20 protein-coding genes are annotated in these 24,317 nt (G+C 72.1%); 4 read left to right on the top strand and 16 right to left on the bottom strand.

Going from position 1 to position 24,317, the window contains the following annotated elements; translation table 11 throughout:
* Positions 1–27 precede the first annotated feature (27 nt).
* Positions 28–909 carry a sulfotransferase family protein gene (locus tag IEZ07_RS13440; protein ID WP_068899254.1) on the top strand — a complete coding sequence of 294 codons (882 nt, stop codon included), beginning with the start codon at positions 28–30 and terminating at the stop codon, positions 907–909.
* A gap of 103 nt (positions 910–1,012) precedes the next feature.
* Here IEZ07_RS13440 and IEZ07_RS13435 read toward each other — a convergent pair whose 3' ends face one another.
* The 7 genes from IEZ07_RS13435 to IEZ07_RS13405 form a co-directional block, all read right to left on the bottom strand.
* Complete coding sequence (locus IEZ07_RS13435) at positions 1,013–2,890, bottom strand: ABC transporter ATP-binding protein (protein ID WP_191895055.1); 1,878 nt, start codon at positions 2,888–2,890, stop codon at positions 1,013–1,015.
* Positions 2,891–2,977: 87 nt separating this feature from the next.
* Positions 2,978–3,781, bottom strand: coding sequence for an enoyl-CoA hydratase/isomerase family protein (locus IEZ07_RS13430; protein WP_068899250.1), 804 nt, complete (start codon positions 3,779–3,781; stop codon positions 2,978–2,980).
* 130 nt (positions 3,782–3,911) lie between these two features.
* Positions 3,912–4,127: a helix-turn-helix domain-containing protein gene (locus tag IEZ07_RS13425; protein WP_068899248.1), complete on the bottom strand. Its 216-nt coding sequence runs from the start codon at positions 4,125–4,127 to the stop codon at positions 3,912–3,914.
* Between the two features lie 114 nt (positions 4,128–4,241).
* On the bottom strand, positions 4,242–5,840 hold the full coding sequence (locus tag IEZ07_RS13420; RefSeq protein ID WP_191895054.1) for an ABC-F family ATP-binding cassette domain-containing protein: 1,599 nt from the start codon (positions 5,838–5,840) through the stop codon (positions 4,242–4,244).
* Positions 5,841–6,186: 346 nt separating this feature from the next.
* Positions 6,187–6,843, bottom strand: coding sequence for an acVLRF1 family peptidyl-tRNA hydrolase (locus IEZ07_RS13415; protein ID WP_191895053.1), 657 nt, complete (start codon positions 6,841–6,843; stop codon positions 6,187–6,189).
* A 141-nt stretch (positions 6,844–6,984) separates the two neighbouring features.
* Positions 6,985–8,310, bottom strand: coding sequence for an EAL domain-containing protein (locus IEZ07_RS13410; RefSeq protein WP_239319873.1), 1,326 nt, complete (start codon positions 8,308–8,310; stop codon positions 6,985–6,987).
* A 246-nt stretch (positions 8,311–8,556) separates the two neighbouring features.
* The gene (locus IEZ07_RS13405; protein ID WP_204054350.1) at positions 8,557–9,042 is read right to left on the bottom strand and encodes an anthrone oxygenase family protein; all 486 of its coding nucleotides are present in this window, start codon (positions 9,040–9,042) and stop codon (positions 8,557–8,559) included.
* 129 nt (positions 9,043–9,171) lie between these two features.
* Here IEZ07_RS13405 and IEZ07_RS13400 point away from each other — a divergent pair, with 129 nt between their 5' ends.
* Together IEZ07_RS13400 and IEZ07_RS13395 are read left to right on the top strand one after the other, a co-directional pair.
* Positions 9,172–10,122, top strand: a complete 951-nt coding sequence (locus tag IEZ07_RS13400) for an AraC family transcriptional regulator (protein ID WP_191895052.1) — start codon at positions 9,172–9,174, stop codon at positions 10,120–10,122.
* Between the two features lie 131 nt (positions 10,123–10,253).
* Positions 10,254–11,099 carry a siderophore-interacting protein gene (locus IEZ07_RS13395; protein ID WP_191895051.1) on the top strand — a complete coding sequence of 282 codons (846 nt, stop codon included), beginning with the start codon at positions 10,254–10,256 and terminating at the stop codon, positions 11,097–11,099.
* Between the two features lie 93 nt (positions 11,100–11,192).
* Here the strand turns inward: IEZ07_RS13395 and hisG are convergent, their stop codons facing one another.
* The 8 genes from hisG to IEZ07_RS13355 form a co-directional block, all read right to left on the bottom strand.
* Entirely contained in the window at positions 11,193–12,038 is an 846-nt protein-coding gene (gene hisG / locus IEZ07_RS13390) for an ATP phosphoribosyltransferase (protein ID WP_068899238.1), read from the bottom strand.
* A 62-nt stretch (positions 12,039–12,100) separates the two neighbouring features.
* Positions 12,101–12,364, bottom strand: coding sequence for a phosphoribosyl-ATP diphosphatase (locus IEZ07_RS13385; protein WP_012892448.1), 264 nt, complete (start codon positions 12,362–12,364; stop codon positions 12,101–12,103).
* 118 nt (positions 12,365–12,482) lie between these two features.
* Positions 12,483–15,002, bottom strand: a complete 2,520-nt coding sequence (locus IEZ07_RS13380) for a glycosyl hydrolase 2 galactose-binding domain-containing protein (RefSeq protein WP_191895050.1) — start codon at positions 15,000–15,002, stop codon at positions 12,483–12,485.
* A 175-nt stretch (positions 15,003–15,177) separates the two neighbouring features.
* On the bottom strand, positions 15,178–16,059 hold the full coding sequence (locus IEZ07_RS13375) for an ATP-binding cassette domain-containing protein (protein ID WP_191895170.1): 882 nt from the start codon (positions 16,057–16,059) through the stop codon (positions 15,178–15,180).
* The gene (locus tag IEZ07_RS13370; protein WP_191895049.1) at positions 16,059–17,000 is read right to left on the bottom strand and encodes an ABC transporter ATP-binding protein; all 942 of its coding nucleotides are present in this window, start codon (positions 16,998–17,000) and stop codon (positions 16,059–16,061) included. Before IEZ07_RS13370 ends, IEZ07_RS13375 begins: the two co-directional genes overlap by 1 nt.
* A complete protein-coding gene (locus tag IEZ07_RS13365) occupies positions 16,997–17,893 on the bottom strand; it encodes an ABC transporter permease (protein ID WP_191895048.1) in 897 nt (298 codons plus the stop codon). Before IEZ07_RS13365 ends, IEZ07_RS13370 begins: the two co-directional genes overlap by 4 nt.
* On the bottom strand, positions 17,890–18,885 hold the full coding sequence (locus IEZ07_RS13360; RefSeq protein WP_191895047.1) for an ABC transporter permease: 996 nt from the start codon (positions 18,883–18,885) through the stop codon (positions 17,890–17,892). Before IEZ07_RS13360 ends, IEZ07_RS13365 begins: the two co-directional genes overlap by 4 nt.
* A 69-nt stretch (positions 18,886–18,954) precedes the next feature.
* The gene (locus tag IEZ07_RS13355; protein ID WP_191895046.1) at positions 18,955–20,706 is read right to left on the bottom strand and encodes an ABC transporter substrate-binding protein; all 1,752 of its coding nucleotides are present in this window, start codon (positions 20,704–20,706) and stop codon (positions 18,955–18,957) included.
* Between the two features lie 462 nt (positions 20,707–21,168).
* Between IEZ07_RS13355 and IEZ07_RS13350 the strand changes: the two genes are divergently transcribed.
* Complete coding sequence (locus IEZ07_RS13350) at positions 21,169–22,188, top strand: LacI family DNA-binding transcriptional regulator (protein WP_191895045.1); 1,020 nt, start codon at positions 21,169–21,171, stop codon at positions 22,186–22,188.
* A gap of 200 nt (positions 22,189–22,388) precedes the next feature.
* Here the strand turns inward: IEZ07_RS13350 and IEZ07_RS13345 are convergent, their stop codons facing one another.
* Positions 22,389–24,176: a DEAD/DEAH box helicase gene (locus IEZ07_RS13345; protein ID WP_191895044.1), complete on the bottom strand. Its 1,788-nt coding sequence runs from the start codon at positions 24,174–24,176 to the stop codon at positions 22,389–22,391.
* Positions 24,177–24,317 lie beyond the last annotated feature (141 nt).

The following is a 24,317-nucleotide window of genomic DNA, read 5'->3' as shown; positions in this document are numbered from 1 at the left end:
GCAAACGGTGCCACACTGGGGTCAGACATGCGACCTCCGCCCCACATCCTCGTGGTCAACGGCATCAAGGTCCGTCGGCCGGTGTTCGTGCTCGCCGCCCCGCACTCCGGCGCGGACCTGCTGGGCCGCGCCCTCAAACGCTCGCCCGGCTTCCACGTCACGATGGGCCGGGCCGCCGTGACCCACGTGGTGCACGCCTTCGCCCGGCGGCCCTCCATCGCCCGCCGGGGCCTGGGCGCCATCCGCGTGCTCCGGGACGCCATGGCCGAGTCCTGGCAGATCCTCCCGGGGGCGTGCCGCGAGTGCCCGGACGTCTGCCGGGAGGCGGGCGGCGTGACCGGTACGGGCCCGTGCGCGACCGCCGGGGCGGTCGCCCGGTTCGGCGACGCCAGCCCCGACCTGCTCTACAGCGCCCCGGTGCTGCTCCAGGCCTTCCCCGACGCCAGGTTCGTCCAGCTGATCCGCGACGGCCGGGACGTGGCCGCCGACATGATGGCCGACCCGGCGGCGCTGTCGTGGTTCAAGCCGGTCCGGGTGAGCGACGACACCGAGTTCCCCAACCCCTTCCTCGGCGTCAAGTCCGCCGAGCACATCGACCGGTGGAAGGCGATGTCCACGGCGGGCAAGTGCGCGCTGCGCTGGCGCGGGGCCGTGCGCCTGGCCGCGGAGCTGCACCGCGAGCTCCCGCGCGAGCAGCTGCTGACGCTGCGCTACGAGGAGCTCGCGGCCTCGCCCACCGAGACGGTGGAGATCCTCTCCCGTTTCCTGGAGACCCGCGTCTCCAAGGTCGCCCTGTACGGCAGGAACGCCCCGAAGGTCGGCGCCTGGCGCACCCGCCTGCGCCGCGAGGACGCCGAGCTCGTGGAGAAGGTCGCCCGCGAGGAGCTCGCCCGCCTGGGCTACCGGTGACCGCCCGCCCCGCCGGCCGCCACCGCGCGCTGAACCATGCGCATCGCAACCGGGCCCGCCACCGTGACCGCGCGCTGAACCGCGTGCATCGCGACCGGGCCCGTCACCGCGACTGCGCGCTGAACTGCGTGCGGTAGAGCTCGGCGTAGACGCCCCCGGCGGCCAGCAGGTCCTCGTGCCGGCCCCGCTCGGCGACGCGGCCGTCGGCGATCACCAGGATCTGGTCGGCCTCCCGGATCGTGGACAGGCGGTGCGCGATGACCAGGGAGGTCCGCCCGGCCAGCGCGCTCTTCAGCGCCCGCTGCACGGCGGCCTCCGACTCGGAGTCCAGGTGCGCGGTGGCCTCGTCCAGGACGACCACCCGGGGCGCCTTGAGCAGCAGCCTGGCCAGCGCCAGGCGCTGCTTCTCCCCGCCGGACAGCCGGTAGCCCCGGTCGCCCACCACGGTCTCCAGCCCCTCGGGCAGGGACTCGACCAGCTCGGCGATCTGCGCGGCGCGCAGGGCCTCCCAGATCTCCTCGTCGGTCGCGCCGGGCCGGGCGTAGCGCAGGTTGGCCCCGATGGTGTCGTGGAACAGGTGGGCGTCCTGCATGACGACGCCCACGGTGTCGCGCAGGGACTCCAGGGTGGCCTCGCGCACGTCGAGCCCGTTGACGCGGACCGCGCCCTCGGTCACGTCGTACAGCCGGGAGACCAGCGAGGTGATCGTCGTCTTGCCCGCGCCCGAGGGCCCGACCAGCGCGACCAGCTCGCCCGGGCGGGCGGTGAAGCCGATCCCGCGCAGCACCTCGCCGCTCTGCCCGGTGTCGGGGCGGGCCACCGACTCCAGCGACGCCAGCGACACCTCCGAGGCCGCCGGGTAGTGGAAGCGCACGTCGTCGAACTCGACCGTCACCGGCCCGGCCGGGACGGGCCGCGCGCCGGGCCGCTCGGCCACCATCGGCTCCAGGTCGAGCACCTCGAAGACCCGGTCGAAGCTGACCAGCGCGGTCATCACGTCCACATGCACGTTGGACAGGCTGGTCAGCGGGCCGTACAGGCGCATCAGCAGGGCGGTGAGCGCGACCAGGGTGCCGACCTGGAAGGCGCCGTCGACGGCCAGCACGCCGCCCACGCCGTACACCAGCGCGGTGGCCAGCGAGGCGACCAGGCCCAGGGCGACCCGGAAGACCGTCCCGTACATGCCGACGGTGACGCCCACGTCGCGCACCCGCCCGGCGCGGGCGGCGAAGGCGTCCGCCTCCTCGCCCGGCCGGCCGTACAGCTTGGCGACCATGGCGCCCGCCACGTTGAAGCGCTCGGTCATCATGGAGCTCATCTCGGCGTCGAGCTCCATCTGCTCGCGGGTGAGCCCCGACATCTTCCGCCCGACCCACTTGGCCGGGAGGATGAAGACCGGCAGCAGCACCAGTGCCACCAGGGTGATCTGCCAGGACAGCACGACCATGGTGCCGAGCACCAGCACCAGCATGACCACGTTGGAAACGACCGACGACAGCGTGCTGGTCAGCGCCCGCTGCGCGCCGATCACGTCGGTGTTCAGCCGGGAGACCAGGGCACCCGTCTGCGTCCGCATGAAGAACGCGACCGGCATGCGCTGCACGTGGTCGAAGACCTCGGTGCGCAGGTTGTAGATCAGGCCCTCGCCGACGCGGGCGGAGAACCAGCGCTGGGCCAGCCCGAGCCCGGCGTCCAGCACCGCCAGCCCGGCGATGGCCAGCGCGAGCCCGACGACGAGCCCGGCGTCGCGCCCCTCGATGCCGTCGTCGATGATCGCCCGCATCAGCAGCGGGTTGACCACCACGATGACCGAACCGAGGACGACCAGGGCGAGGAAGGCGGCGATCTGCCGGGAGAACGGCCTGGAGTAGCGCACGATCCGCTTGACCGTTCCCGGCGCGAGCCGCTCCTTGGTCACCGAGCTGTCGCGCCGCAGCGAGCGCATCGCCTGGGGGCCGAAGCCCCCGCCCATCATCGCCATCTGGCCTCCTCTCCCGATCCGAGCGCCGGGAGAGGCGGGGTGATTCCCGGATCAGCTCCGGGCGAACACCGCATCCGACCTGCTCTCTCAGCCGAACAGGGCCTTGATGCGCGCCATCTGCTCCTGCCGCTCGGCCGCGCACTGCTCCTCCAGCGTGCGCCCCGAGGCGCCCTGGAGCAGCCGCTTGGTCGCCGTGGCGGCGTCGCGGTTCGTGGCCAGCAGCGCGGCCGCCAGGTCCCGTACGGCCTGCGTCAGGTCACCGGGGGCGACGACCAGCTCGGCCAGGCCGATCCTGGCCGCCTCCTCGGCGCCCACGGTCCGGGCCGTGAGGCAGATCTCCACGGCCCGCGACAGGCCGACGAGGTCGACCAGCGGCTTGGTCCCGGTCAGGTCGGGGACCAGGCCGAGCGCGGGCTCCTTCATGCACAGCTTGGCGTCGTCGGCCAAGATCCGCAGGTCGCAGGCGAGCGCCAGCTGGAAGCCGGCGCCGACGGCGTGGCCCTGGACCGCCGCGATCGAGACGATGTCCGGCCGCCGCAGCCACATGAAGCCCTGCTGGGCCTGCGCGATCCGCTCGTCGAAGGCCTCGCCCCGGAGCGTGGCGGTGCTCGCGAACGATCCCTGCCCCGGAACCCCCTCCGGAGTGAACATCCGCAGGTCGATGCCCGCCGAGAAGGACGGCCCCTCACCTCGGACCACGACGACCCTCACCTGCTGCGGCAGGTCGTCACCGATTCGAGCCAGCGCCGACCAGGTGGCGAACGTCTGAGCGTTCCGCTTTTCCGGCCGCGCCAGCGTGATCGTCGCGATCTCGCCGTCCACCTCGAAGCGCAGTCCGACCTCCGCAAGAGAGATCTCCTCCGCACTCCCCCCGTGCACCACTTCCGCCATCGCTCGCTCTCCCCTGCGTTCGCCGTCTGTCACGCCCGAGCCTACCGACTCTTCTAGAATGAGGTTCGGCAGACCCGGGCGGACGGACGAGCTGAGGACGAGCGGCTGCGGTCGCGCGTTCCGAGGCGGCTCAGCGCTTGGTCTTGCCCCGGGTGGCGCCGCCGCGCCCGCGCAGAGTCACACCGGACTCGCTCAGGATGCGGTGGATGAACCCGTACGACCGGCCGGTCGAAGCGGCGAGCGCACGGATGCTCTCACCCGAGCTGTAGCGCTTCTTGAGATCGGCGGCCAGTTTTTCACGGTCGGCCCCGGTCACCCGGGTGCCCTTCTTGAGAGTCTCGGCCACGAGCTACCTCCTGTAGTGCCAGACTTCCGCAGCGTTACTCCGCCATGATCAGTCATTTCTGCGGGATCGGCTACCTACTCCCAGGGAAAAGATCCGTACCCGCTCAAATTGAGATCAGGCAAGTGCCACAAGATCGGAAAATTCGTCGCTCCACGCGTCTTCAACTCCGTCCGGCAGCAAGATCACCCTATCCGGTTGCAGAGCGTCCACAGCACCCTCATCGTGCGTTACGAGGACAATCGCCCCAGAATAGGACCTCAGGGCCGTGAGCACCTGCTCCCGGCTGGCCGGGTCGAGGTTGTTCGTGGGCTCGTCCAGGAGCAGGACGTTGGCCGCCGACAGCACCAGGGTGGCCAGGGCCAGCCGGGTCTTCTCACCGCCGGAGAGCACCCCGGCGGGCTTGTCCACGTCGTCGCCGGTGAACAGGAACGAGCCCAGGACCTTGCGCAGCTCGACGTCGGCCAGGTCGCCCGCGGCCGAGCGCATGTTCTCCAGTACCGTGCGCTCCGGGTCGATCGTCTCGTGCTCCTGGGCGTAGTAGCCCAGCTTGAGCCCGTGCCCCGGCCGGACCTCGCCGGTGTCGGGCTTCTCGATGCCGCCCAGGATGCGCAGCAGCGTGGTCTTGCCCGCGCCGTTCAGGCCCAGGATGACGACCCGGGAACCCCGGTCCACGGCCGCGTTGACGTCGGTGAAGACCTCCAGCGAGCCGTAGGACTTGGACAGCTCCGTCGCCGTGATCGGGGTGCGCCCGCAGGGGGCCGGCTGGGGGAAGCGCAGCTTGGCGACCTTGTCGCTGCGCCGCTCCACCTCCAGGCCGGACAGCAGCCGCTCGGCGCGGCGCTGCATGTCCTGGGCCGCCTTGGCCTTGGTGGCCTTGGCGCGCATCTTGTCGGCCTGCGACATCAGCGCCGAGGCCTGCTTCTCGGCGTTGGCGCGCTCGCGCCTGCGGCGCTTCTCGTCGGTCTCCCGCTGGGTCAGGTAGGCCTTCCAGCCGACGTTGTAGGTGTCGATCACCGCGCGGTTGGCGTCCAGGTGGAGGACCCGGTTTACCGTCGCTTCAAGGAGCGTCACATCGTGGCTGATAATGATCAAACCACCTTGATGGGATCGCAAAAAGTCACGGAGCCACGCGATCGAATCCGCGTCGAGGTGGTTTGTGGGCTCGTCGAGCAGGAGAGTCTCCGCCCCGCTGAACAGGATCCGCGCCAGTTCCACGCGCCGGCGCTGACCGCCGGAGAGGGTCTCCAGCGGCTGGCCGAGCACCCGGTCGGGCAGTCCCAGGCTGGAGGCGATCGAGGCCGCCTCCGACTCCGCGGCGTACCCGCCCAGGACGTGCAGCCGGTCCTCCAGCCGTCCGTAGGCGCGCACCGCGCGGTCGCGGGTGCGCTCGTCGGCCGAGGACATGCCCAGCTCGGCCTCGCGCAGCTCGCGCAGGACCTCGTCCAGCCCGCGCGCCGACAGGATGCGGTCGCGGGCGATCACCTGCAGGTCGCCGGTGCGGGGGTCCTGCGGCAGGTAGCCCACCGCGCCCGTGGTGGCGACCGTGCCCGACGCCGGCAGCGCCTCGCCCGCGAGCACCTTGGTCAGCGTCGTCTTCCCGGCGCCGTTGCGCCCGACGAGACCGATCTTGTCACCGGGGTTCACCCGGAACGACGCGCCCTCGATGAGCAGCCGGGCTCCGGCGCGGAGTTCGATGTCAGAAGCGATGATCATGTTTGGGGGAACACTCCCAGGCTGGGGGATACACGGGCTCACCATGGCGCTGTGGCCGAGCCCGCCGCGCCCTGTGTCTCCCGGCTCTCGGCTCGGCCGTCCCGCCCCGTCGCGGGCGGCGTCAGTCGGGAGTGCGCATACGGATCAGTGTACGGCTCGCGTGCACCTGCGCCCGCCCTGTTCCCGGCACCGCACCCGGTCCGCACCCGTCGCGGACGCCGTCCGGCTCCCGTCCCGGGGCCGCACCGAGACCATCCTGGCCCGCACTGAGAGCGCCCGAGGCCGGGCGGGGTCACAGGGCCGGCGGGGCCGGGCGGTCTCAGGCCGGCCAGATCGGTCAGGCGGGTCAGGCGGGGTCGACGACCCTGATCCTGACCGCGCGGAACTGGGCCGGGGTCGCGGTGAGCACCGCCAGGCGGGGGTCGGGGACCGTCAGGAAGGGTTCGGTCTCCAGCGCGAAGACCGGAGCGAGCCTGCGGTCGGCCCGCAGCGCGTCCACCGCCCGCCGGTCGCCGCCCAGGACGACCGCCTCCAGCCCGTCCGTGTGCGGGCCCAGGATCCGCAGCGCCACCTCGGCCGCCGCCTCGTGCGCCTGGTCCACCTGCTTCTCCCTGCGCCGGGCGAAGCGCCGCTGCGACCAACCGCCCGCCGCGCTGCGGCCGTGCACCTGCCGCGAGCCGACCTTGGAGGAGACCAGCTCGTCCCCCTGGAAGATCCCGGCCGCGTGGCCGCCGAGCCGTACCAGCAGCACGCCCACCCTGCGCTCCCGGCGCACGTGGGTGGTCAGCCGGGCCAGCGGGCCGCCGCCGCCTGCCGTCAGCGGGGGGAAGGGCACCCGGCACTCGGCCACCGCCCCGTCGGCGGCCTCGATCCGGACGACCTCGTCGGAGGCGACGGCCTCCAGGGGGCCGTGCCGGTCGGCGAAGCCGTCGATCCAGCGGCCGAGCCGCTCCGGCCCCACCGAGACCCAGCGGCCCCCGCCGGCGGCCGGTCGTGACGTCATGCCCGGGACCCTACCCGGACCGGGCCCGCGTCGGCCCGGGAGGGCGTGCGATCCCTTCCCGGCCCGGTCCGGGAGCACCGGCGGCGCCCACCCGGACCGGTGCCCGCCCCGGCGGCAGGACCGCCCGCCCCGGTCGCCGGCTCAGGGCAACCGTGTCCCGTGCGTCACCGGGGCGGTCCGAGGCCCTTGGGCCCCGTGGGTCTCCTGAGCCCCGGGCGTCCCCTGCATGCCCGCGACCTGGCGGATCAGGTCCGAGACCCGCACGATGCCCATGCACCGGCCCACCTCGTCGGTGACCACCAGGTCGTCGTAAACCCGTTCGGCGTCGCGGCCCGCGACCTGCATGGCGGCGATCGCGGGGGTGGTCTTCGGAACCGCGCGGACGGGGTCGGCCAGCCGGGCGGCGGGCTTCCTGCCGTGCAGCGCGTGGCCGTACCGGCTGGCGATGGCGAGCAGGAAGCGGCTGCGGTCCAGGCTGCCCTTGGGGCGCTGGTACTCGTCGACCAGGACCACGCCGGTGATCGAGGGTTCGCCGCTGAAGGTCTCCACGGCCTCCTCCGCGGTCGCCTCGTAGGGGAGCGTCACCGCGGGCAGCAGGAACTCCTGGACCCTCGGGCCGAGCAGGAGCCAGGCCGGCTCCGGTTCGGCGACCGGCAGCGGCACGCGGACCCGGCCGGAGGGACCGGGCACCAGCAGCGGGCCCTGCGCCAGCCGCACCCCCCACCTGCGGACCGCGGCGAGCTGGGCCTCCTCCGCCACGCCCGGGGCCAGCACGTGGGCGCCCGCGTTCCGGGCCAGCTCCGCCAGCGACTCGGCCAGCGCCGCCCGGCGGGGGTCGCGCCCCACCCGCGCCATCAGCCCGGCCGAGAGCACCACCAGGTACGGCGAGGCGTCGGCCAGCAGGTCCGGCGGGACGTGCGCGGTGCCCAGGTCCCCCACCGCGATCAGGTAGCCGATGGCGCGCAGCCCCTCCAGGCCGGCGAGCAGGGCCCGGCGGTCCCCCTCGGCGAAACCGCCCCGGAGCACGAGGATGATCTCCCGGGGCCGCCGCCCGGAGACCCGCAGGGCCTCGTGGAGCGGCGCCAGGGCGGCCGAACCGCTGACCACCGCCCGGGCGGGCAGGGCGAGGACCAGGGGCAGCAGCGCCTCGCTCCGCGACACCTCCAGGACGGTCCTGGCCAGGACGACGACGTCCCCGTGGCCCGAGCCGCCCTCCCCCAGGTCACCGGCGGCGGCCTGGAGCGCGATGACGCCCCCGGTGTCGAGGTCGACGATCGGGGCGACACCCGGGACGGTCCCCGGAGCGGGACCCGACACGGGCCCCGGCATGGGACCCGGCATGGGACCCGGCGCGGCCCCCGGAACCGCCCCTGGGAAGGAGGCGGCGGCCGGTACGGTGAACGGCGCGGCCGGTGCGCCCGCGGGCGCCGCGGCGGCCGGCGGCAGGAGGTGCGTGTTGGTCGGCACGTATCGAGGATGACTCCCCCTGACCGCAACATGAGCGATGCGCAGTGATGTTCACCGACATTTCGCCGTTCGTTGAGCAGCCGGTACGGCACGGCGCCCACCGGGCCGATCTTCCGATCATTCCTCTGCACGAAACATGATTTCACCTCAGGATACGGAGGGGAACGGCCGCATCACCGGAGGACCGGCACGACGAGGGGCGCGGGGACCGGCCGGTCCCCGCGCCCCACCCTCCCGCACGGCCGGCTACACGGCCAGCGCCCAGGACAGCAGGGCCAGCGCGGCCGTGCAGACCAGCGCGCGGATCACGTTCCAGCGCACCCACGCCGTCTCGAAACGCCCGCGCACCGCCGCGAGGTCGGGGATGCGGCCGGACTCCCCGGCCGCGTCGAGCGCGTCGTTGAGCGGGATGTTCATCCGGAACGTCACGACCAGCGCCGCGCCGTACGCCACGAAGGCCGCCGCGATCCACGGCAGCTCGGGGCGCCCCAGGTGGAGCAGGCCCGCCGCGGCGGTCAGCAGCGCGGCCCCGGCGAAGGCGGCGGCGAACCAGCCGTTGAGGATCGCCACGTTGATCCGCTGCATCGCCTCCACGAACGTCCGGTCGCCGGCGCGGCCCAGCCCCGGCATGACCGCCACCGCGAAGGCGTAGAACAGGCCCGCCATCAGCCCCGTCGACACCGTGGCCCCGATCAGGACCGCGACCCGCAACAACTGTGTGCTCTCCGTCATGTCTCCAGTCAACCGGCGTCCGGTGCACCGGGCCATGCGCGACGATCTCCGTTCCATGCGCGGCTGTCTAGAATCGGCGGCGCCGAGGATCCCGGCCGGGAGGCCGGAGTCCCACACCGGAGGTGATCGATGAGCGCGTTCGCGGATCTGCTGGACGGGCCGAGGGCCCGGGGGGCGTTCCTCCTCCGCAGCATCCTGAAGCCGCCCTGGTCGCTGCGGATCGAGGACCGGGCACCGCTCACCCTGATCGCCGCGGTCCGCGGCGAGGCATGGATCATGCCCGGTGACGCCGGGGAGGCACGGCTCCGCACCGGGGACGTCGCGGTGGTGCGCGGCCCCGAGTCCTACACCGTCGCCGACGACCCGGCCACCCCGCCCCAGGCCGTAGTCCGTTCCGGAGGCTGCGCCACGACGCCGGAGGGCGAGGACCTGTGCGACGCGCTGGACCTGGGCGTGCGCACCTGGGGCGGCGCGGCGGACGGCTCCACGACGCTGCTCACCGGGACGTACCGGATGCGCAGCGAGGTCGACCGGCGGCTGCTGGCGACGCTGCCCCGGCTGCTCGTCCTCCCCGCGGACTCCTGGGACTCCCCGCTCGTCCCCCTGCTCCACGAGGAGATCGCCAGGGACGCGCCCGGCCAGGAGGCCGTGCTGGACCGCCTGCTGGACCTGCTGCTGGTCGCCGTCCTGCGCGCCTGGTTCTCCCGTCCCGGGGGCGAGGCCCCCGGCTGGTACCGGGCGCACGGCGACCCCGTCGTGGGCCCGGCGCTGCGCCTGCTCCACGAGCACCCGGCCCATCCCTGGACGGTGGCCGGGCTGGCCGCCAGGACGGGCGCCTCCCGCGCGGCGCTGGCCCGCCGCTTCACCGAGCTGGTGGGCGAGCCGCCCATGACGTACCTCACGAACCGGCGGCTGGCCCTCGCCGCCGACCTGCTGCGCGACCCGGGCGCGACGGTCGAGGCGGTGGCCGGGCAGGTCGGCTACGGCAGCCCCTTCGCACTCAGCGCCGCCTTCAAGCGCGTGTACGGCGTCAGCCCCCGTGACCACCGCTCCGCGCTCTCCGCCCCCAGCCGGGACTGATCCGCGTCCTCGGCCTACCGCTTTACAACGTAGATTCACTGATCGCCCGACTGGCCCCGGAACGGCGGCTCCCGGCCTGCGCGTATGCTATTACTTAGGCATACCTAAGTTGATCACATCGGGAGCGGCTCATGGCAGAAGGCAGGCCCGTGCGCAGGGCACGACGCGGCGAGGTGGTGCGCACCGAGCGGCTCACCCCGCACATGATCCGGGTGGTGCTCGGCGGCGAGGGCCTGCGCGACCTGCCCGTGGGCGAGTTCACCGACCACTACGTGAAGCTGCTGTTCGCTCCCCCCGGGGTGACGTACCCGCAGCCGCTCGATCTGGAGGCGATCCGCCGCGACCTGCCCCGCGAGCAGCAGCCCACCACCCGGACCTACACGGTCCGGGCCTGGGACGCCGAGGCGGGCGAGCTCACCCTCGACTTCGTGCACCACGGCGACAGCGGCCTGGCCGGCCCGTGGGCGGCTCGGGCGCAACCGGGCGAGGAGATCTGGTTCCTCGGTCCCGGCGGGGCCTACGCGCCCTCCGCCGAGGCGGACTGGCATCTGCTGGCGGGCGACGAGAGCGCGCTGCCGGCCATCGCGGCCTCCCTGGAGCGCCTGCCCGCCGGGGCCCCGGCCCACGTCCTCGTCGAGGTGGCCGGTCCCGAGGAGGAGCAGCCGCTCGACTCCCCCGGCGACGTGAAGATCGTCTGGCTGCACCGGGGCGGGGCGCCGATCGGCGAGCGCCTGGTCGCCGCCGTCCGCGAGCTGGACTTCCCCGAGGGCGCCCTGCACGCCTTCGTCCACGGCGAGGCCGGGTTCGTCAGGGAGCTCCGCCGCCACCTGCGCACCGAGCGCGGCGTCCCACTCTCGGCGCTGTCCATCTCCGGCTACTGGCGGATCGGCCGCGACGAGGACGGCTGGCAGTCCTCCAAGCGCGAGTGGAACCGGCAGATCGAGGAGGAGGAGGAGGCCGCCTCCCTCCCCTCGTGACCCGCGGCGCCCCGGCCGCCCGTCGCGACCGGGGCGTCCGGGCGGTGACGCGGCGCTCATCCCGGGAGGGGCGCCGCCGGCGGACGGGAGGCGTCAGAGGCGGCAGGCGTAGATGGCGGTGACCAGGATGGCCTTCGCGCCGAGCTCCCAGAGCTGGTCCATCACCTGCTGGTGCCCCTTGCGCGGCACCATCGCGCGGACCGCGACCCAGCCCTCCCGGTGCAGCGGCGAGACGGTGGGCCCCTCCATGCCGGGGGTGAGCGCGATGGCCTCCTCGATCCGCTCGGCGCGGATGTCGTAGTCCATCATCACGTAGTCGCGGGCCACCAGCACGCCCTGCAGCCGGCGCACCAGCTGGTCGAGCCCCTGGCTCTCCACCGCGTCCGGGCGCTGGATCAGCACGGCCTCGGAGCGGGCGATCGGCTCGCCGAACACCTCCAGCCCGATGTTGCGCAGCGTGGTGCCGGTCTCCACGACGTCGGCGACGGCGTCGGCCACGCCCAGCCGGATCGCGGTCTCCACCGCGCCGTCCAGCTTGATCACCCTCGCCTCGACGCCCTGCTCGGTGAGGTAGCCCTCCAGCAGCCCGGCGTACGCGGTGGCGATCCGCCGGCCCTTCAGGTCGGCGACGGAGGCGAACTCGCCCGGGTTGGCCGCGAAGCGGAAGGTGGAGCGGCCGAAGCCGAGCGGCAGGATCTCCTCCACCCGCGCGCCCGAGTCGTGGAGCATGTCGCGGCCGGTGATCCCGGCGTCCAGGGTGCCCTCGCCGACGTAGACGGCGATGTCCTTGGGCCGCAGGAAGAACAGCTCGCAGGAGTTGTCGGGGTCGATGACCACGAGTTCCTTGCTGTCCTTGCGGACGCGGTATCCGGCCTCTTTGAGGATCGTCTGGGCGCCCTCGGCGAGGGCGCCCTTGTTGGGTACGGCGAGACGGAGCATGGCGGGAGGAATCCTTCTTCTCGGGCGGGGAGGGTCTTCGCACGGGAGCCGGGCACGCCGGCTCAGAGATGCTTGTAGACCTCGTCCAGCCCGATCCCCTTGGCGATCATGAGGACCTGCACGTGGTAGAGGAGCTGGGAGATCTCCTCCGCGGCCCGCTCGTTCGACTCGTGCTCGGCCGCCATCCAGCTCTCGGCGGCCTCCTCCACGACCTTCTTGCCGATGGCATGGACTCCGGCGTCCAGCGCGGCCACGGTCCCCGACCCCTCGGGCCGGGTGCGCGCCTTGTCGGACAGCTCGGCGTACAGCTCTTCGAAGGTCTTCATCGTCTCTCTCGGCGTCGTCCGGATATGCGCACCCAGCCTAACGGCCCGGCCGACGTGGCCGCGCGCCCGTCCACCCACCGGAACCGGCCGAGGTCCCTGCCGGGGCCCCGGCCCTGCCTCATCCGCGTCCCGGCCGGGCCTCGTTCACGCAGCGCAGCACCGGGAAGGCGAGCAGTGCCGCCGGATCGAGCTCCCGTCCGGTCGCGACGTGGAAGACCGCGCTCTCCCCCGGCAGCAGCGTCACCAGCATGTCGTCGACCGAGGCGTCCGGGTCCAGCCGGTCCGGGAACAGCGCCAGCTCGCGCAGGAGCGTGCGCGCGGTCACCGTCACCCGGTAGCCGCCCTCGACGGGCTCGGCGCAGGCGTCGTAGGCCGCCTCGGGCAGGGCCACCGCCGTGTCCTCGGCGAAGAAGGAGACCGTACGGCTCCCGTCCAGGCCGGCGACCAGCACCTCCGAGGCGGGATCGCCGGGCACCGCGACCGCCTCCGGCAGCGGCACCCGGACCACCGAGCGCGGTCCCGCCTCGACCCGGGCGACCTCCTTGGCCAGCGGCTCGCCGTCCAGGCCGCACCGGACCAGCGACAGCTCGCCGCGCCACGGCTCGGGGGCGTCGTTGACCACCGCGACCTCCCCGTCCTGCACGGTCAGCAGCCGGTCGGCGTAGACGCGGCGCAGCGCGTACCAGAGCGGTTTGCGCCGGCCGTCGCCGTCGACGGCGGCCCAGGAGGTGACCGGCCAGCAGTCGTTGAGCTGCCAGACGACCGTGCCCATGCAGTGCGGCGCGAGCGACCGGAACCGCTCGATGCCGAAGGCCATCGCACGGGCCTGGTTGAGCTGGGTCAGGTAGTGCCAGTCGTCGAAGGTCTCCGGCCGCGGCAGGTGGCCGCCCAGACCGGCCAGGAGCTTGGCGTTGCCGTCGATCGCCTTCTGGTGGTGCAGCACCAGGGGTGCGTCGGCGGCCAGCTCGCCGCTGATCGCGCGGCGCATGGTGGCGTACGCCGGCGGGCCCTGGAAGCCGAACTCGGCCACGAACCGGGGGGTGTAGGCGCCGTAGCGGGTGTAGTCCTCGCGGTTCCACACGTCCCAGATGTGGACGGTGCCGCGCGCGGGGTCGTTGGGCGGCAGGTCCGGCGCGCCGGAGTACGGGCTGCCCGGCCAGTAGGGGCGGGTCGGGTCGAGCTCGGCGAGCACCGAGGGCAGCAGGTCGTAGTAGAAGCCCGCACCCCAGCTCCGCCCGGCCAGCTCCTCCTGCCAGCCCCAGTCGGCGTGACCCTCCAGGTTCTCGTTGTTGCCGCACCACAGCACCAGGCTCGCGTGGCCGGCCAGCCGGGTGACGTTCTGGCGCGCCTCGGCCTCCACCTCCGACCGGAACGGCTCCTCCTCCGGGTAGGCCGCGCACGCGAACGGGAAGTCCTGCCAGACCAGCAGGCCCATCTCGTCGGCCAGGCCGTAGAAGTCGTCGCTCTCGTACAGCCCGCCGCCCCAGACCCGCAGCAGGTTGACGCCGGCCTCGGCCGCCTGGGCGAACCGGGCGGTCAGCCGGTCGGGGGTGACCCGGTTGGGGAAGCAGTCGTCGGGGATCCAGTTGACGCCGCGCACGAACACCGGAACGCCGTTGACGACCAGGGTGAAGGCTCCGCCGTCGCGCTCCAGCTCGACCGTGCGGAAGCCGACCCTCCCGTTCCAGCGCCGCCCGCGGGACCCGTCGTCCCCGCCGTGCCGCCCGTCGTCTCCGCCCGCGCCGTGCCGCGCACCGCCGCCCGCGCCGTCTCCCGCACCGTGCCCGGGTCCTCCGTCGTCCAGGGTGACGGTCAGCTCGTGCAGCGGCTGCGCGCCGTACCCGCGCGGCCACCAGCGCTCCGGTTCCGGCACGGTCAGTTCCAGCACGGCCTCGCGCTCGCCCGGCGCCAGCTCCGCCCGCGTGGAGACGCCCGTGACGGCGCCCTCGACGGTGCCCTCGACGGTGGCGCGCACCGACAGCGGCGCCTCGGTGGCGCGCTCGACGCGGACGTGCACCCGCACCCTGCCGTCGGCGCCGTCCATCGTCACCAGCGGGCGCACCTCGGCCAGCCGGGCGCCGCTCCAGGACTCCAGCCCGATCGGCCGCCAGATCCCGGCGGTGACCACGGTCGGCCCCCAGTCCCAGCCGAAGTTGCAGGCCGTCTTCCGGATGAACTGGTACGGCTCGTCGTACGGGCTCGGCCGCTCGCCGAGGGCCGCCCGCTGGGCCTCGGCGTAGGCGTAGGCCGAGTCGAAGCGCACGGTCAGGGTGTTGGCGCCCGGCCGCAGCAGGTGCCGCACGGCGAAGCGGTAGGAGCGGTGCTGGTTGGCCGTGGTCGCGACCTGGACGCCGTTGAGGATCACCGTGGCGACCGTGTCCAGGCCCTCGCAGACCAGGTCGGTCCGCTCGTGGTCGTCGCCGGCCCAGTCGAAGGTGGTCTGGTAGACCCAGTCGGTCCGGCCGATCCAGGCCAGCCGGGTCTCGTTGTCGTCCAGGTAGGGGTCGTCGATGATCCCGGCGGCGAGCAGGTCGGTGTGCACGCAGCCGGGGACGGTCGCGGTCACGCCCGCCACCCCGGTGTCCTGCGAGACGGCCGTCAGGGTCCAGCCGTCGTGCAGCGGGCGGTACGAACTCAAGTAGATCTCTCCTTAGCGGCCGCGCGAGGCGTCAGGGGGACGCCCCGCACGGTGTCTCGTGGAACGCCGGGCGGGGCGTCCCGTAACCGTCGCCCGGACCGTCACATCACCCGGATCGTCCGTCGCCCGGACCGTCGCGGGGACCGTCACGTCACCCGGACCGTCGCGGGGACCGTCATCGGGGGCAGCCGTCGAGCCGGGCGCACGCCACGAAGTGGTCCGCGTCCGCCTCGAACAGCGCGCCGGACGCCCCGCCGGCGTGGTAGCGGCAGGTGTCCGTCGGCTCGGCGTCCTCCCAGGGGGCGTTCAGCCGGGGCACGGCGGCCAGCAGCTTGCGGGTGTAGGGGTGCAGCGGGTCGCCGAAGACCTTGTCGGTCAGCCCCATCTCGACCACCGTGCCGTTGCGCAGCACGACGGTGCGCTCGGCCAGGTAGTTGCCGAGCGACAGGTCGTGGGTCACGTACAGCACGCCGAGGCCGCGCTCCTTGAGTTCGGCCAGCAGGTTGAGCACGTCGATGCGGGTCGAGGCGTCGAGCATGCTGGTGATCTCGTCGGCGACCAGCAGCTTGATGTCCAGCAGCAGCGCCCGCGCGATGAGCAGGCGCTGCAGCTGGCCGCCGCTGAGCTGGTGGGGGTACCGGCCGAGGACCTGGCCGGGGTCGAGCCGGACGTCCTGGATGGCGGAGCGCACGCGCCCGTCCCACTCGGCGGCGGAGACCTGCGGGTAGTAGGACTCCTTGATCAGCTGGAAGACGCGGTCGGCCTTGAACACCGGGTTGTAGCAGCTGAAGGGGTCCTGGAAGACGCCCTGCACGTGCCGGTAGTACTCCTTGGCGGCCTTGACCGGTACGCCGTCGACGGTGATCGAGCCGGCGGTGACCGAGGTGAGGCCGAGGATCATCTTGCCGATCGTGCTCTTGCCGCTGCCGCTCTCCCCGATGAGGGAGACGACCTCGCCGGAGCGCACGTCGAAGCTCACGCCGTCCACGGCCGCGAAGGTCTTCCCGCCGAACGCGCCGACCTTGTAGACCTTCGTGACGTTGTCGAGTTGCAGCATCATGCCTTCCAGCACGCGACGAAGTGATCGGGCTCGACCTCGACCACGGGTGGTTCCTGCCCGCACTCGTCGCCGGCCACCGGGCAGCGGGCCCGGAAGCGGCAGCCGGCCGGCGGGTCGAGCAGCGAGGGCGGACTGCCGGCGATGCCGGACAGCTTCTTGTCGGCGTGGCGCACGCCGACCTCGGGCAGCGAGTTGATCAGGAGCTTGGTGTACGGGTGGCGCGGCGCCGTGACCATGACCTTGGCGGGCGCCTTCTCGGCGAGTTTCCCCGCGTACATGACCATGATCGTGTCCGCGATGTGGGACGTGAGCGCGAGGTCGTGGGTGACGAAGATCATGCTCTTGACGAACCCGGCGTCGCGGAAGCCGATCAGGGCCTTGGCGACCGCCTTCTGCGTGGACACGTCGAGTGCGGAGGTGACCTCGTCGGCGATGAGCAGCGACGGGTTGAGCAGCGTGGAGATGACCATGACCATCCGCTGCTTCATGCCGCCGGACAGCTCGATGGGGTAGTTGTCCAGCACCTTGCGCGGCAGCTCGACCAGGTCGAGACGGGACTCCAGCTCGGCCCGGTCCAGGGCCACGCCCCGGGACCCGAGCAGCTCGCCCACCATCTTCCCGATCTTGCGGGTCGGGTTCATCGCGCTCATCGAGTACTGCGGGATGAGGGAGACCTCGTGGAAGCGGAACTCGTTCATCCGCCGGTCGTCGCCGATGGGCAGCTCGCGGCCGTCGAGCTCCACCGTGCCGCCCATGTGCCGCATCCGGCCGTCCATCCGGATGAGGCTCTTGCCCAGGGTCGTCTTGCCGCAGCCCGACTCCCCCGCCAGGCCGAGGATCTCCCCGTCCCGCATCGTGAAGGAGACGTCGTCGAGCGCCTTCACGTCGCCCTTGAGGGTCCGGTAGTACACCCTCAGCTCGCTGACCCGCAGACTCATGTCTCCCTCAGTTTCGGGTTGAAGACCTCGTCGAGCCCGACGTTGGCCACGTACAGGGCGCCGACGATCGCGGTGATCCCGGCGCCCGGGGGCAGGAACCACCACCACATGCCCAGCTGCATCGCGCTCCACTGGTTGGCGTTCTGCAGCATCAGCCCGAGCGAGATGCCCTCGGTGGGGCCGAGGCCGATGAAGTCGAGCGAGGACGCGATCAGGATCGAACCGCCGAACAGCAGGATGAACATCATGAACAGGTAGGAGCTCATGTTCGGCGCGATCTCGCGCATGATGATCTTCCGCGTGCTCGAGCCGCTGAGCCTGGCCAGCGCCACGAAGTCCCGGGTGCGCAGCGAGAACGTCTGCGCCCGGATCGCCCGCGCCGCCCACGGCCACGAGGTGAGGCCGATGAACAGGGCCTGGGCGGGGACGCTGCGCACGCCCAGGTAGGCGTTGATGATCAGCAGTACGGCCAGCGTCGGGATGACCAGGACGATGTTGGTGAACATGTTGAGGATCTCGTCGACCAGCCCGCCCCGGTAGCCGGCGGTGAAGCCGACCGCCATCGCGATGACCGCCGCGATGCCGCCGCCGAGCGCGCCCACGATGAAGGTGGTCTGCAGGCCGTACACGAACTGCGAGAACACGTCCTGGCCGAATGTCGTCGTGCCGAACCAGTGCTCGCCCGAGGGCGGCGACATGGGCTTGGTGCCGTACGCGTTGGGGTCGACGGCGTCCAGCACCAGCGGGCCGGCGAAGCCGAGCAGGAAGAGCAGGAACGCGATGCCGAAGCCGACCAGCAGCTTGCCGTTGCGCACCGCGAAGTACAGCGCCTCGCGGCGCACCCCGGCGCCGGCGGCGACGTCCTGGGCGGGGGTCTCCTGGATCGCCGTCATGCCTGCGCACCCGCCATTCCGGCCCGCGTCCGCGGATCGACCACGACGTAGACGATGTCGATGATGAAGTTGGCGATCAGCACGCCGAGGACGATGAACATGAAGGTGCCCTGGAGCAGGAAGAAGTCCTGGTTCTGGATGGCCTTGAGGATGAGGCTGCCCAGCCCCGGATAGGAGAAGACGATCTCGGTGACCAGGGCTCCGGCCACCAGCACGCCCAGTTGCAGGGCCAGGCCGGTGATCTGGGGCAGCACCGCGTTGCGGAAGGCGTAGCGGCGGATCAGCCGCTGCGGGGCCCCCAGAGCGGACAGGTAGTTGGAGTAGTCCGACTCCAGCTCATAGATGATCATGTTGCGCATGCCGATCGCCCACCCGCCCAGCGCGACGAGGAAGAGCGAGAGGAACGGCAGCACCCAGTGGTGCAGCAGGTCGGCGACGAACTCCACCGACAGGCTGGGCTGCAGCGAGAAGCTGTAGCCGCCGGCGACCGGGAAGACCCCCGCCACGACCCCCAGGCCCCAGGCCAGCAGCACCGCCAGCCACATGTACGGCATGGCGGTCAGGACGTAGCCGACCGGCAGCACCGTGTTGTCCAGCAGCCTGCGCCGCGCGGCGAAGGCGCCGGCCCAGTTGCCCACCACCCAGCTCAGCAGCACCGAGGGGATCATCAGCCCCAGCGTGTACGGCACCGCGCCCATGATGACCTCGCTCACCGGGGTGGGGAACACCCAGATGCTGATGCCGAAGTCGCCCTGGAACAGGGCCGCCCAGAAGTTCGCGTACTGCTTCCACAGCGGCTGGTCGAAGCCGAAGAGGTTGGTGTAGTAGGTGCGCATGGTCTCCACGGCGCCGGGGTTGCTCACCCCTGCCCGGGCCACCATGCTCGAGACCGGGTCGCCGGGCATGAAGCGCGGGACCATCCAGTTGATCGTGACGGCGACGAAGAACGTCAGGCCGTAGACCAGCAGTTTCCGACCGAAGTATTGACGCAAGGGGAACCCTCCCAGAGGGCCCCCTTCCCCTCGCCGCCCGGCGGGGGAAGGGGGCCGGTGCTCATCCGGTCAGGAGGCCGGCTTGATCTGCGTGAGCGTCTCGAAGCCGCCCAGCTCCAGCCAGTTGCGCCACATCGTCGGCGGGGTCTTGGGCGTGTCGCCGACCGAGGAGGGCCAGTTGGTCCAGGAGGCGTTGCTCACCTGCGACCACAGGCCGTTGTACCAGAGCGGGATGATCGGCATCTCGTCCAGGTGGATCGCCTGGATCTTGGACATGACCTGCTTCATGCCCTCGACATCGTCGGTCTTGACCTGGTCGAGCTCCTGGATGAGCTTCCAGACGTCCTTGTTCTCGTACCGGCCGAAGTTGACGGTGTTCTGCGTCTTCCGCACCGGGAGCTGGAACATGTAGTCGTAGTACGTCCAGGGGGTGTTCGACAGCTGCCGCTCGTTGTTGATCAGCATGTCGAAGTCGCCCTTGCTGCGCTTGTCCACCAGGGCGTTGAAGTCCGGGAAGTCGGGGGTGATGTTGATCCCCGACTCCTTGGCGCTGGCGGCGATGACCCGGATCGACTCCATCCAGTCGGTCCAGCCCGACGGGACGATGATGTCCAGCTCGATCTTCGAGCCGTCCTTGTTCTCCACGAACCCGTCGCCGTCGGAGTCCTTGTAGCCCGCGTCGGCCAGCAGCTTCTTGGCCTTGGCGGTGTCGAAGGAGAAGCCCTTGTCGGCGACGACCTGCTGGTCGATGTACTGCTCCCACTGGGGCAGCAGGCCGGTGGGGCTGGCCGCCTTGACCAGGTTGCCGTAGACGCCCTCGACGATCTTCTTGGTGTCGATCGAGCTGGCGAGCGCCTTGCGGAACGCCGGGTCGTCCATCGGCTTCTTGGTGGTGTTCAGCACCAGGAAGGCGGTGTTGGCCGAGAGCATGTACGGCGGCTCGGGGTAGTAGGTGGTGATGCCGAAGTTGCCCTTGACCAGATTGGCCGCGCCGGGCAGGAAGTTGTTGCTGAGGTCCATGCCCTTCTGCAGCAGCAGGCCCATCGCCACCTCGTTGCTGGAGTTGACGATGTCGACGATGTACTTCGGCTTGGGCTCCATGTTCAGCCCGGTCTTGCCCCACCAGTCGTCGCGACGCTGCCAGACGACGCGGTCCTGGTCGTGGCTCTTGTAGGTGTAGGCGCCGGTGCCGACGGGGTTCTCGTTCTTGCCGTCCAGCACCTCCTGCTCGGAGCGGCCCTGCCAGACGTGCTGCGGGACGATCGCCCGGCTGTACATCTGGAAGTCCCACTCCTGGTAGTTGGCCTTGGAGAAGGTGAACTTCACGGTCTGGTCGTCGACCGCCTCGGCCTTCTCCAGCCACTCCCAGATGTTGTGGTAGGGGACCGTCTCCATCTTGCCGAGCTCGAAGGTGAAGACGACGTCCTTGGCCGTGAACGGCTTGCCGTCCGACCAGGTGACGCCCTGGCGGAGCTTCAGCTCGTAGGTCTTGTCATCGACCCAGGTGCCGCTCTGGGCCAGCCACGGGACCAGCTTCCCGGCGTTGCCGTCGAAGTGGAACAGCGACTCGTAGACGAGGCCCTCGGTTCCGGTCGCGTAGTCCCACTCGCGCAGGGGGTTGAAGTTCGCCGGCGGGCCCCACTGCGTGCCGCTGGTGTACAGCGTCTCGTTGCGGGGCAGCGCGCCGCCGTCGCCCGGGGCGGCCGCGGGGGCGCTCCCCGCCTGGGAGCCCTGCGGGGCCGGCGTGGACCCACCGCTCGAACACGCGGCGGCCAGGCCGACCGCCAGGAGCGGAACAACGATCCGCATCCGGTTTCGCATTGCGTTTCTCCTTCCCCCGCCGGTGCGGCGGAGGTCCGAACGTCGTCACAGACCCCGATAGAGAGGTCCGGAGGGACGTGTCCCTCCGGACCTGGGAGCGCTCCCATTGGTTGCGGGGCAGGCACACCCCGCTCTCGAGCCGGCCGCCGCCGGCGTGCCGCGACGCGCCGTGCCGACCGGCCGCCCGCGCCCCGCTCCGCCAGACTTAACTGAACCGGATAAGTACGGCGAACGTAAATTCCACGTAACCCCGGCGTCAATAGCCGTGACGTGTTCGATACGTACGGCTCTGCGGCTTTCCCACCGACATGGCCTCCTCCTCCGAGGGGCGACCGAAGCCGCAGGTACCGGCAGGGTGACCTGGGGAACCCGCCGCTGTCACGGACCGACGGCGTCCGGGGTTGCGCCCAGGCGGTAAGGTCGGCTCGACACAGTGGCTAACCGGTTCAATCAGGGGGCTCGGTGAAGCGACCGACGATCGCCGACATCGCCCGTCAGGCGGGCGTCTCCAAGGTGGCGGTCTCCTACGCGCTCAACGGCCGCCCGGGGGTCTCCGACGCCAAGCGCGCCCTCATCAAGGCCATCGCCGAGGAGATCGGCTGGCGGCCCAACAGCGCGGCGCGGGCGCTAAACGGCGCGCGGGCCAACAGCGTCGGCCTGACCGTCTGCCGCCCGGCCCGCATCCTGGGCGTGGAACCGTTCTACATGGAGCTGATCAGCGGGATCGAGGGCGAGCTCTCCGCCCGGTCGTACGCGCTGATGCTCCAGGTGGTGGCCGACCCCGGGCAGGAGATGGAGGTCTACCGCCGCTGGTGGGGCGAGCGCCGGGTGGACGGGGCGATCCTGGTCGACCTGCGCTTCTCCGACCCGCGCATCACCGAGCTGGAGGACCTCGGCCTGCCCGCCGTGGTGGTCGGCCACCCATCGGAGGCCGGCTCGCTGGTGCCCGTCTGGTCCGACGACACCGCCGCCGTCCGCGAGGCCGTCGAGTACCTCGTGGCGCTCGGGCACCGCAGGATCGCCCGGGTCGCCGGGCTGCCCGAGCTGGTCCACACCGTCCTGCGCGACCAGGCGTTCATCACCGCCTGCGAGGATCTCGGCTTGACCGCGTACACCATCACGCACACCGACTACACCGGGGAGGAGGGCGCGCGCGCCACCCGGCGCCTGGTCAGCTCCCCCTCCCGGCCGACCGCGATCGTCTACGACAACGACATCATGGCCGTGGCCGGCCTGTCGGTGGCCCAGGAGATGCGGCTCGACGTGCCGGGGGACCTGTCCGTCGTGGCATGGGACGACTCGCCGCTCTCCCAGGTCGTACGGCCCGCCCTGACCGCGCTGACCCGCGACATCCCCTCCTACGGCGCCCAGGCCGCGCGGACCCTGCTGGCGCTGATCGCCGGTGAGGAGGCCGAGGCCTTCGAGGACGAGGCGGCCCGGCTCGTCCCCCGGGGCAGCACCGCCCCGCCCCCGGCCGGCTGAGCCCCGCCCTTGAACGACTTCCCCCGTCCTCGGGTCGAGGCCCGGAAGGATCCCCTGGCGGGAACCCCGGCACCGGGCAGGCCGGCCGCCGCGCGATGACCGTGCGGCGGCCGGGACTCCGGACATGCGGAAGGGCCGGTACGGCGATGCCGTACCGGCCCTTCACGAGGTCATGCGGTGATCACTGGATCATGCGGTGATCAGCGGCCGTAGCGTGAGCCGCCGGAGTGGTCGCCGCGCCCGCCGCGGAAGCCGCCGCCGGAGCGCTCCGAGCGGCGCTCGCCGCCGCGGAACTCGCCCTGGCCTGCGGGGCGGTCCGAACGGAACGGCTCACTGCGGTAACCGCCGCCGGAGGGACGGTCGCCGCGGAACGGCTCGCTGCGGTAGCCGCCCTCGGCCGGGCGGTCGGAGCGGAACGGCTCACGCCGCTCGCCGCCCCGGTAGCCGCCCGAAGGGCGGTCGCCGCGGAAGGAGTCGCGCTCGCCCGCCGGACGCTCGGAACGGTAGCCGCCGCCGGAGGGACGGTCGCCGCCCCGGTAGCCGCCGGAAGGACGGTCGCCGCCTCGGTAGCCGCCGGAAGGACGGTCGCCGCCGCGCTCGCCGCCGCGGTTGTCGTCGCCGAAGGAGCGCTCGCGGGCCGGACGGCCCTCGCCCTCGGACCCGCGGAACCGGCGCGGGCCGCGGCCACCGCCGCCGCCGAAGCCCTCACGGCGCTGACGCTGCTTGGTCACGGGGGCCGCGGGCTCCCAGACCGGGATCGGCTCGCCGCTGGGCCGCCGGGCTCCGGCGATCTCCTCCAGGCGCGGGTGGCCGGGGGTGGCCTTGAGGCGGAACGGCTTGATGCCCGCGCGGCGGGTCATCGCGTCGGTGGAGCGGCGCTCGTTGGGGAGCACCAGCGTCATGACGGTGCCCTTCTCCCCGGCGCGGGCCGTACGGCCGCCGCGGTGCAGGTAGCTCTTGTGGTCCTGCGGCGGGTCGACGTGCAGCACGAGGCTGATGTTGTCGACGTGGATGCCGCGGGCCGCGACGTCGGTGCAGACCAGGACGTTGATCGCACCTTCCTTGAACTCCGCCAGGATGCGGGTGCGCTGGTTCTGGCGCTTGCCGCCGTGCAGGCCGCCGGCCTTGATGCCCACCTGGGCGAACTGCTTGCACAGGCGGTCCACCCCGTGCTGGGTGCGGACGAAGATGATCGTCCTGCCCTCGCGGTTGGCGATCTCGGCGGTCACCGGGAACTTGTCGTCGCGGTGCACCTCCAGGACGTGGTGCTCCATGGTGTCCACCGAGGAGGCCGCCGGGGCCATCGAGTGGGTGACCGGGTCGGTCAGGAAGCGCCGGACGAGCTTGTCCACGTCGCCGTCGAGGGTGGCGGAGAACAGCAGCCGCTGGCTGTCGGCCGGGGTCTGCTGCAGGATCGCGCTGACCACCGGGAAGAAGCCGAGGTCGCACATGTGGTCGGCCTCGTCCAGGATGCTCACCTGGACCTCGTCCAGCGTGCACTCGCCCTGCTGGATCAGGTCGGTCAGCCGGCCGGGCGTCGCCACGACGACCTCGACGCCGCGGCGCAGCGCCTCGATCTGGCGGCCCATGGACATGCCGCCGACGACGGTCTTCATCCGCAGGGACAGGCCGCGGCCGAGGGGCTCGAGCGCGTCGGTGACCTGCATGGCCAGCTCGCGGGTCGGCACCAGGACGACGGCGAGCGGGTGGCCCGGGCGGGCCTTGCGCCCGGCGATGCGGGCCATCATGGGCAGGCCGAAGGCCAGCGTCTTGCCGGACCCGGTCTGGCCGCGTCCGAGCACGTCCTTGCCCGACAGGATGTCGGGGATGGTGGCGCGCTGGATCGGGAAGGGGCTGTCGATGCCCTGCCGGGACAGGCCGGTCACCAGGGGCTTCGGCAGGCCGAGGAGAATGAACTCGGAGACGCCGTCGGGGATCTCGGGGATCTCGATGACATCGATGTTCTCGGGCAGGGCAGCGTCAAGCATGGTCACGAAGACTCGTGCCTTTCGGTAGAAGAACGGGGCACGTCACTTCTGCGAAAGGACGAGCCTGGAGCGCGCGGCCGTGAGGCCGCGCTCGATCGACGCCCACTTCGGAGGGGCGGTGGTGCGGTGCAAGTCGAGGCG

Origin of the sequence: Planomonospora parontospora (assembly GCA_014647935.1) — a bacterium.
GTDB classification, from domain to species: Bacteria; Actinomycetota; Actinomycetes; order Streptosporangiales; family Streptosporangiaceae; genus Planomonospora; species Planomonospora parontospora.
The sequence above is the reverse complement of the archived record's forward strand: the minus strand, read 5'-3'. Positions and strand labels throughout refer to the sequence as shown.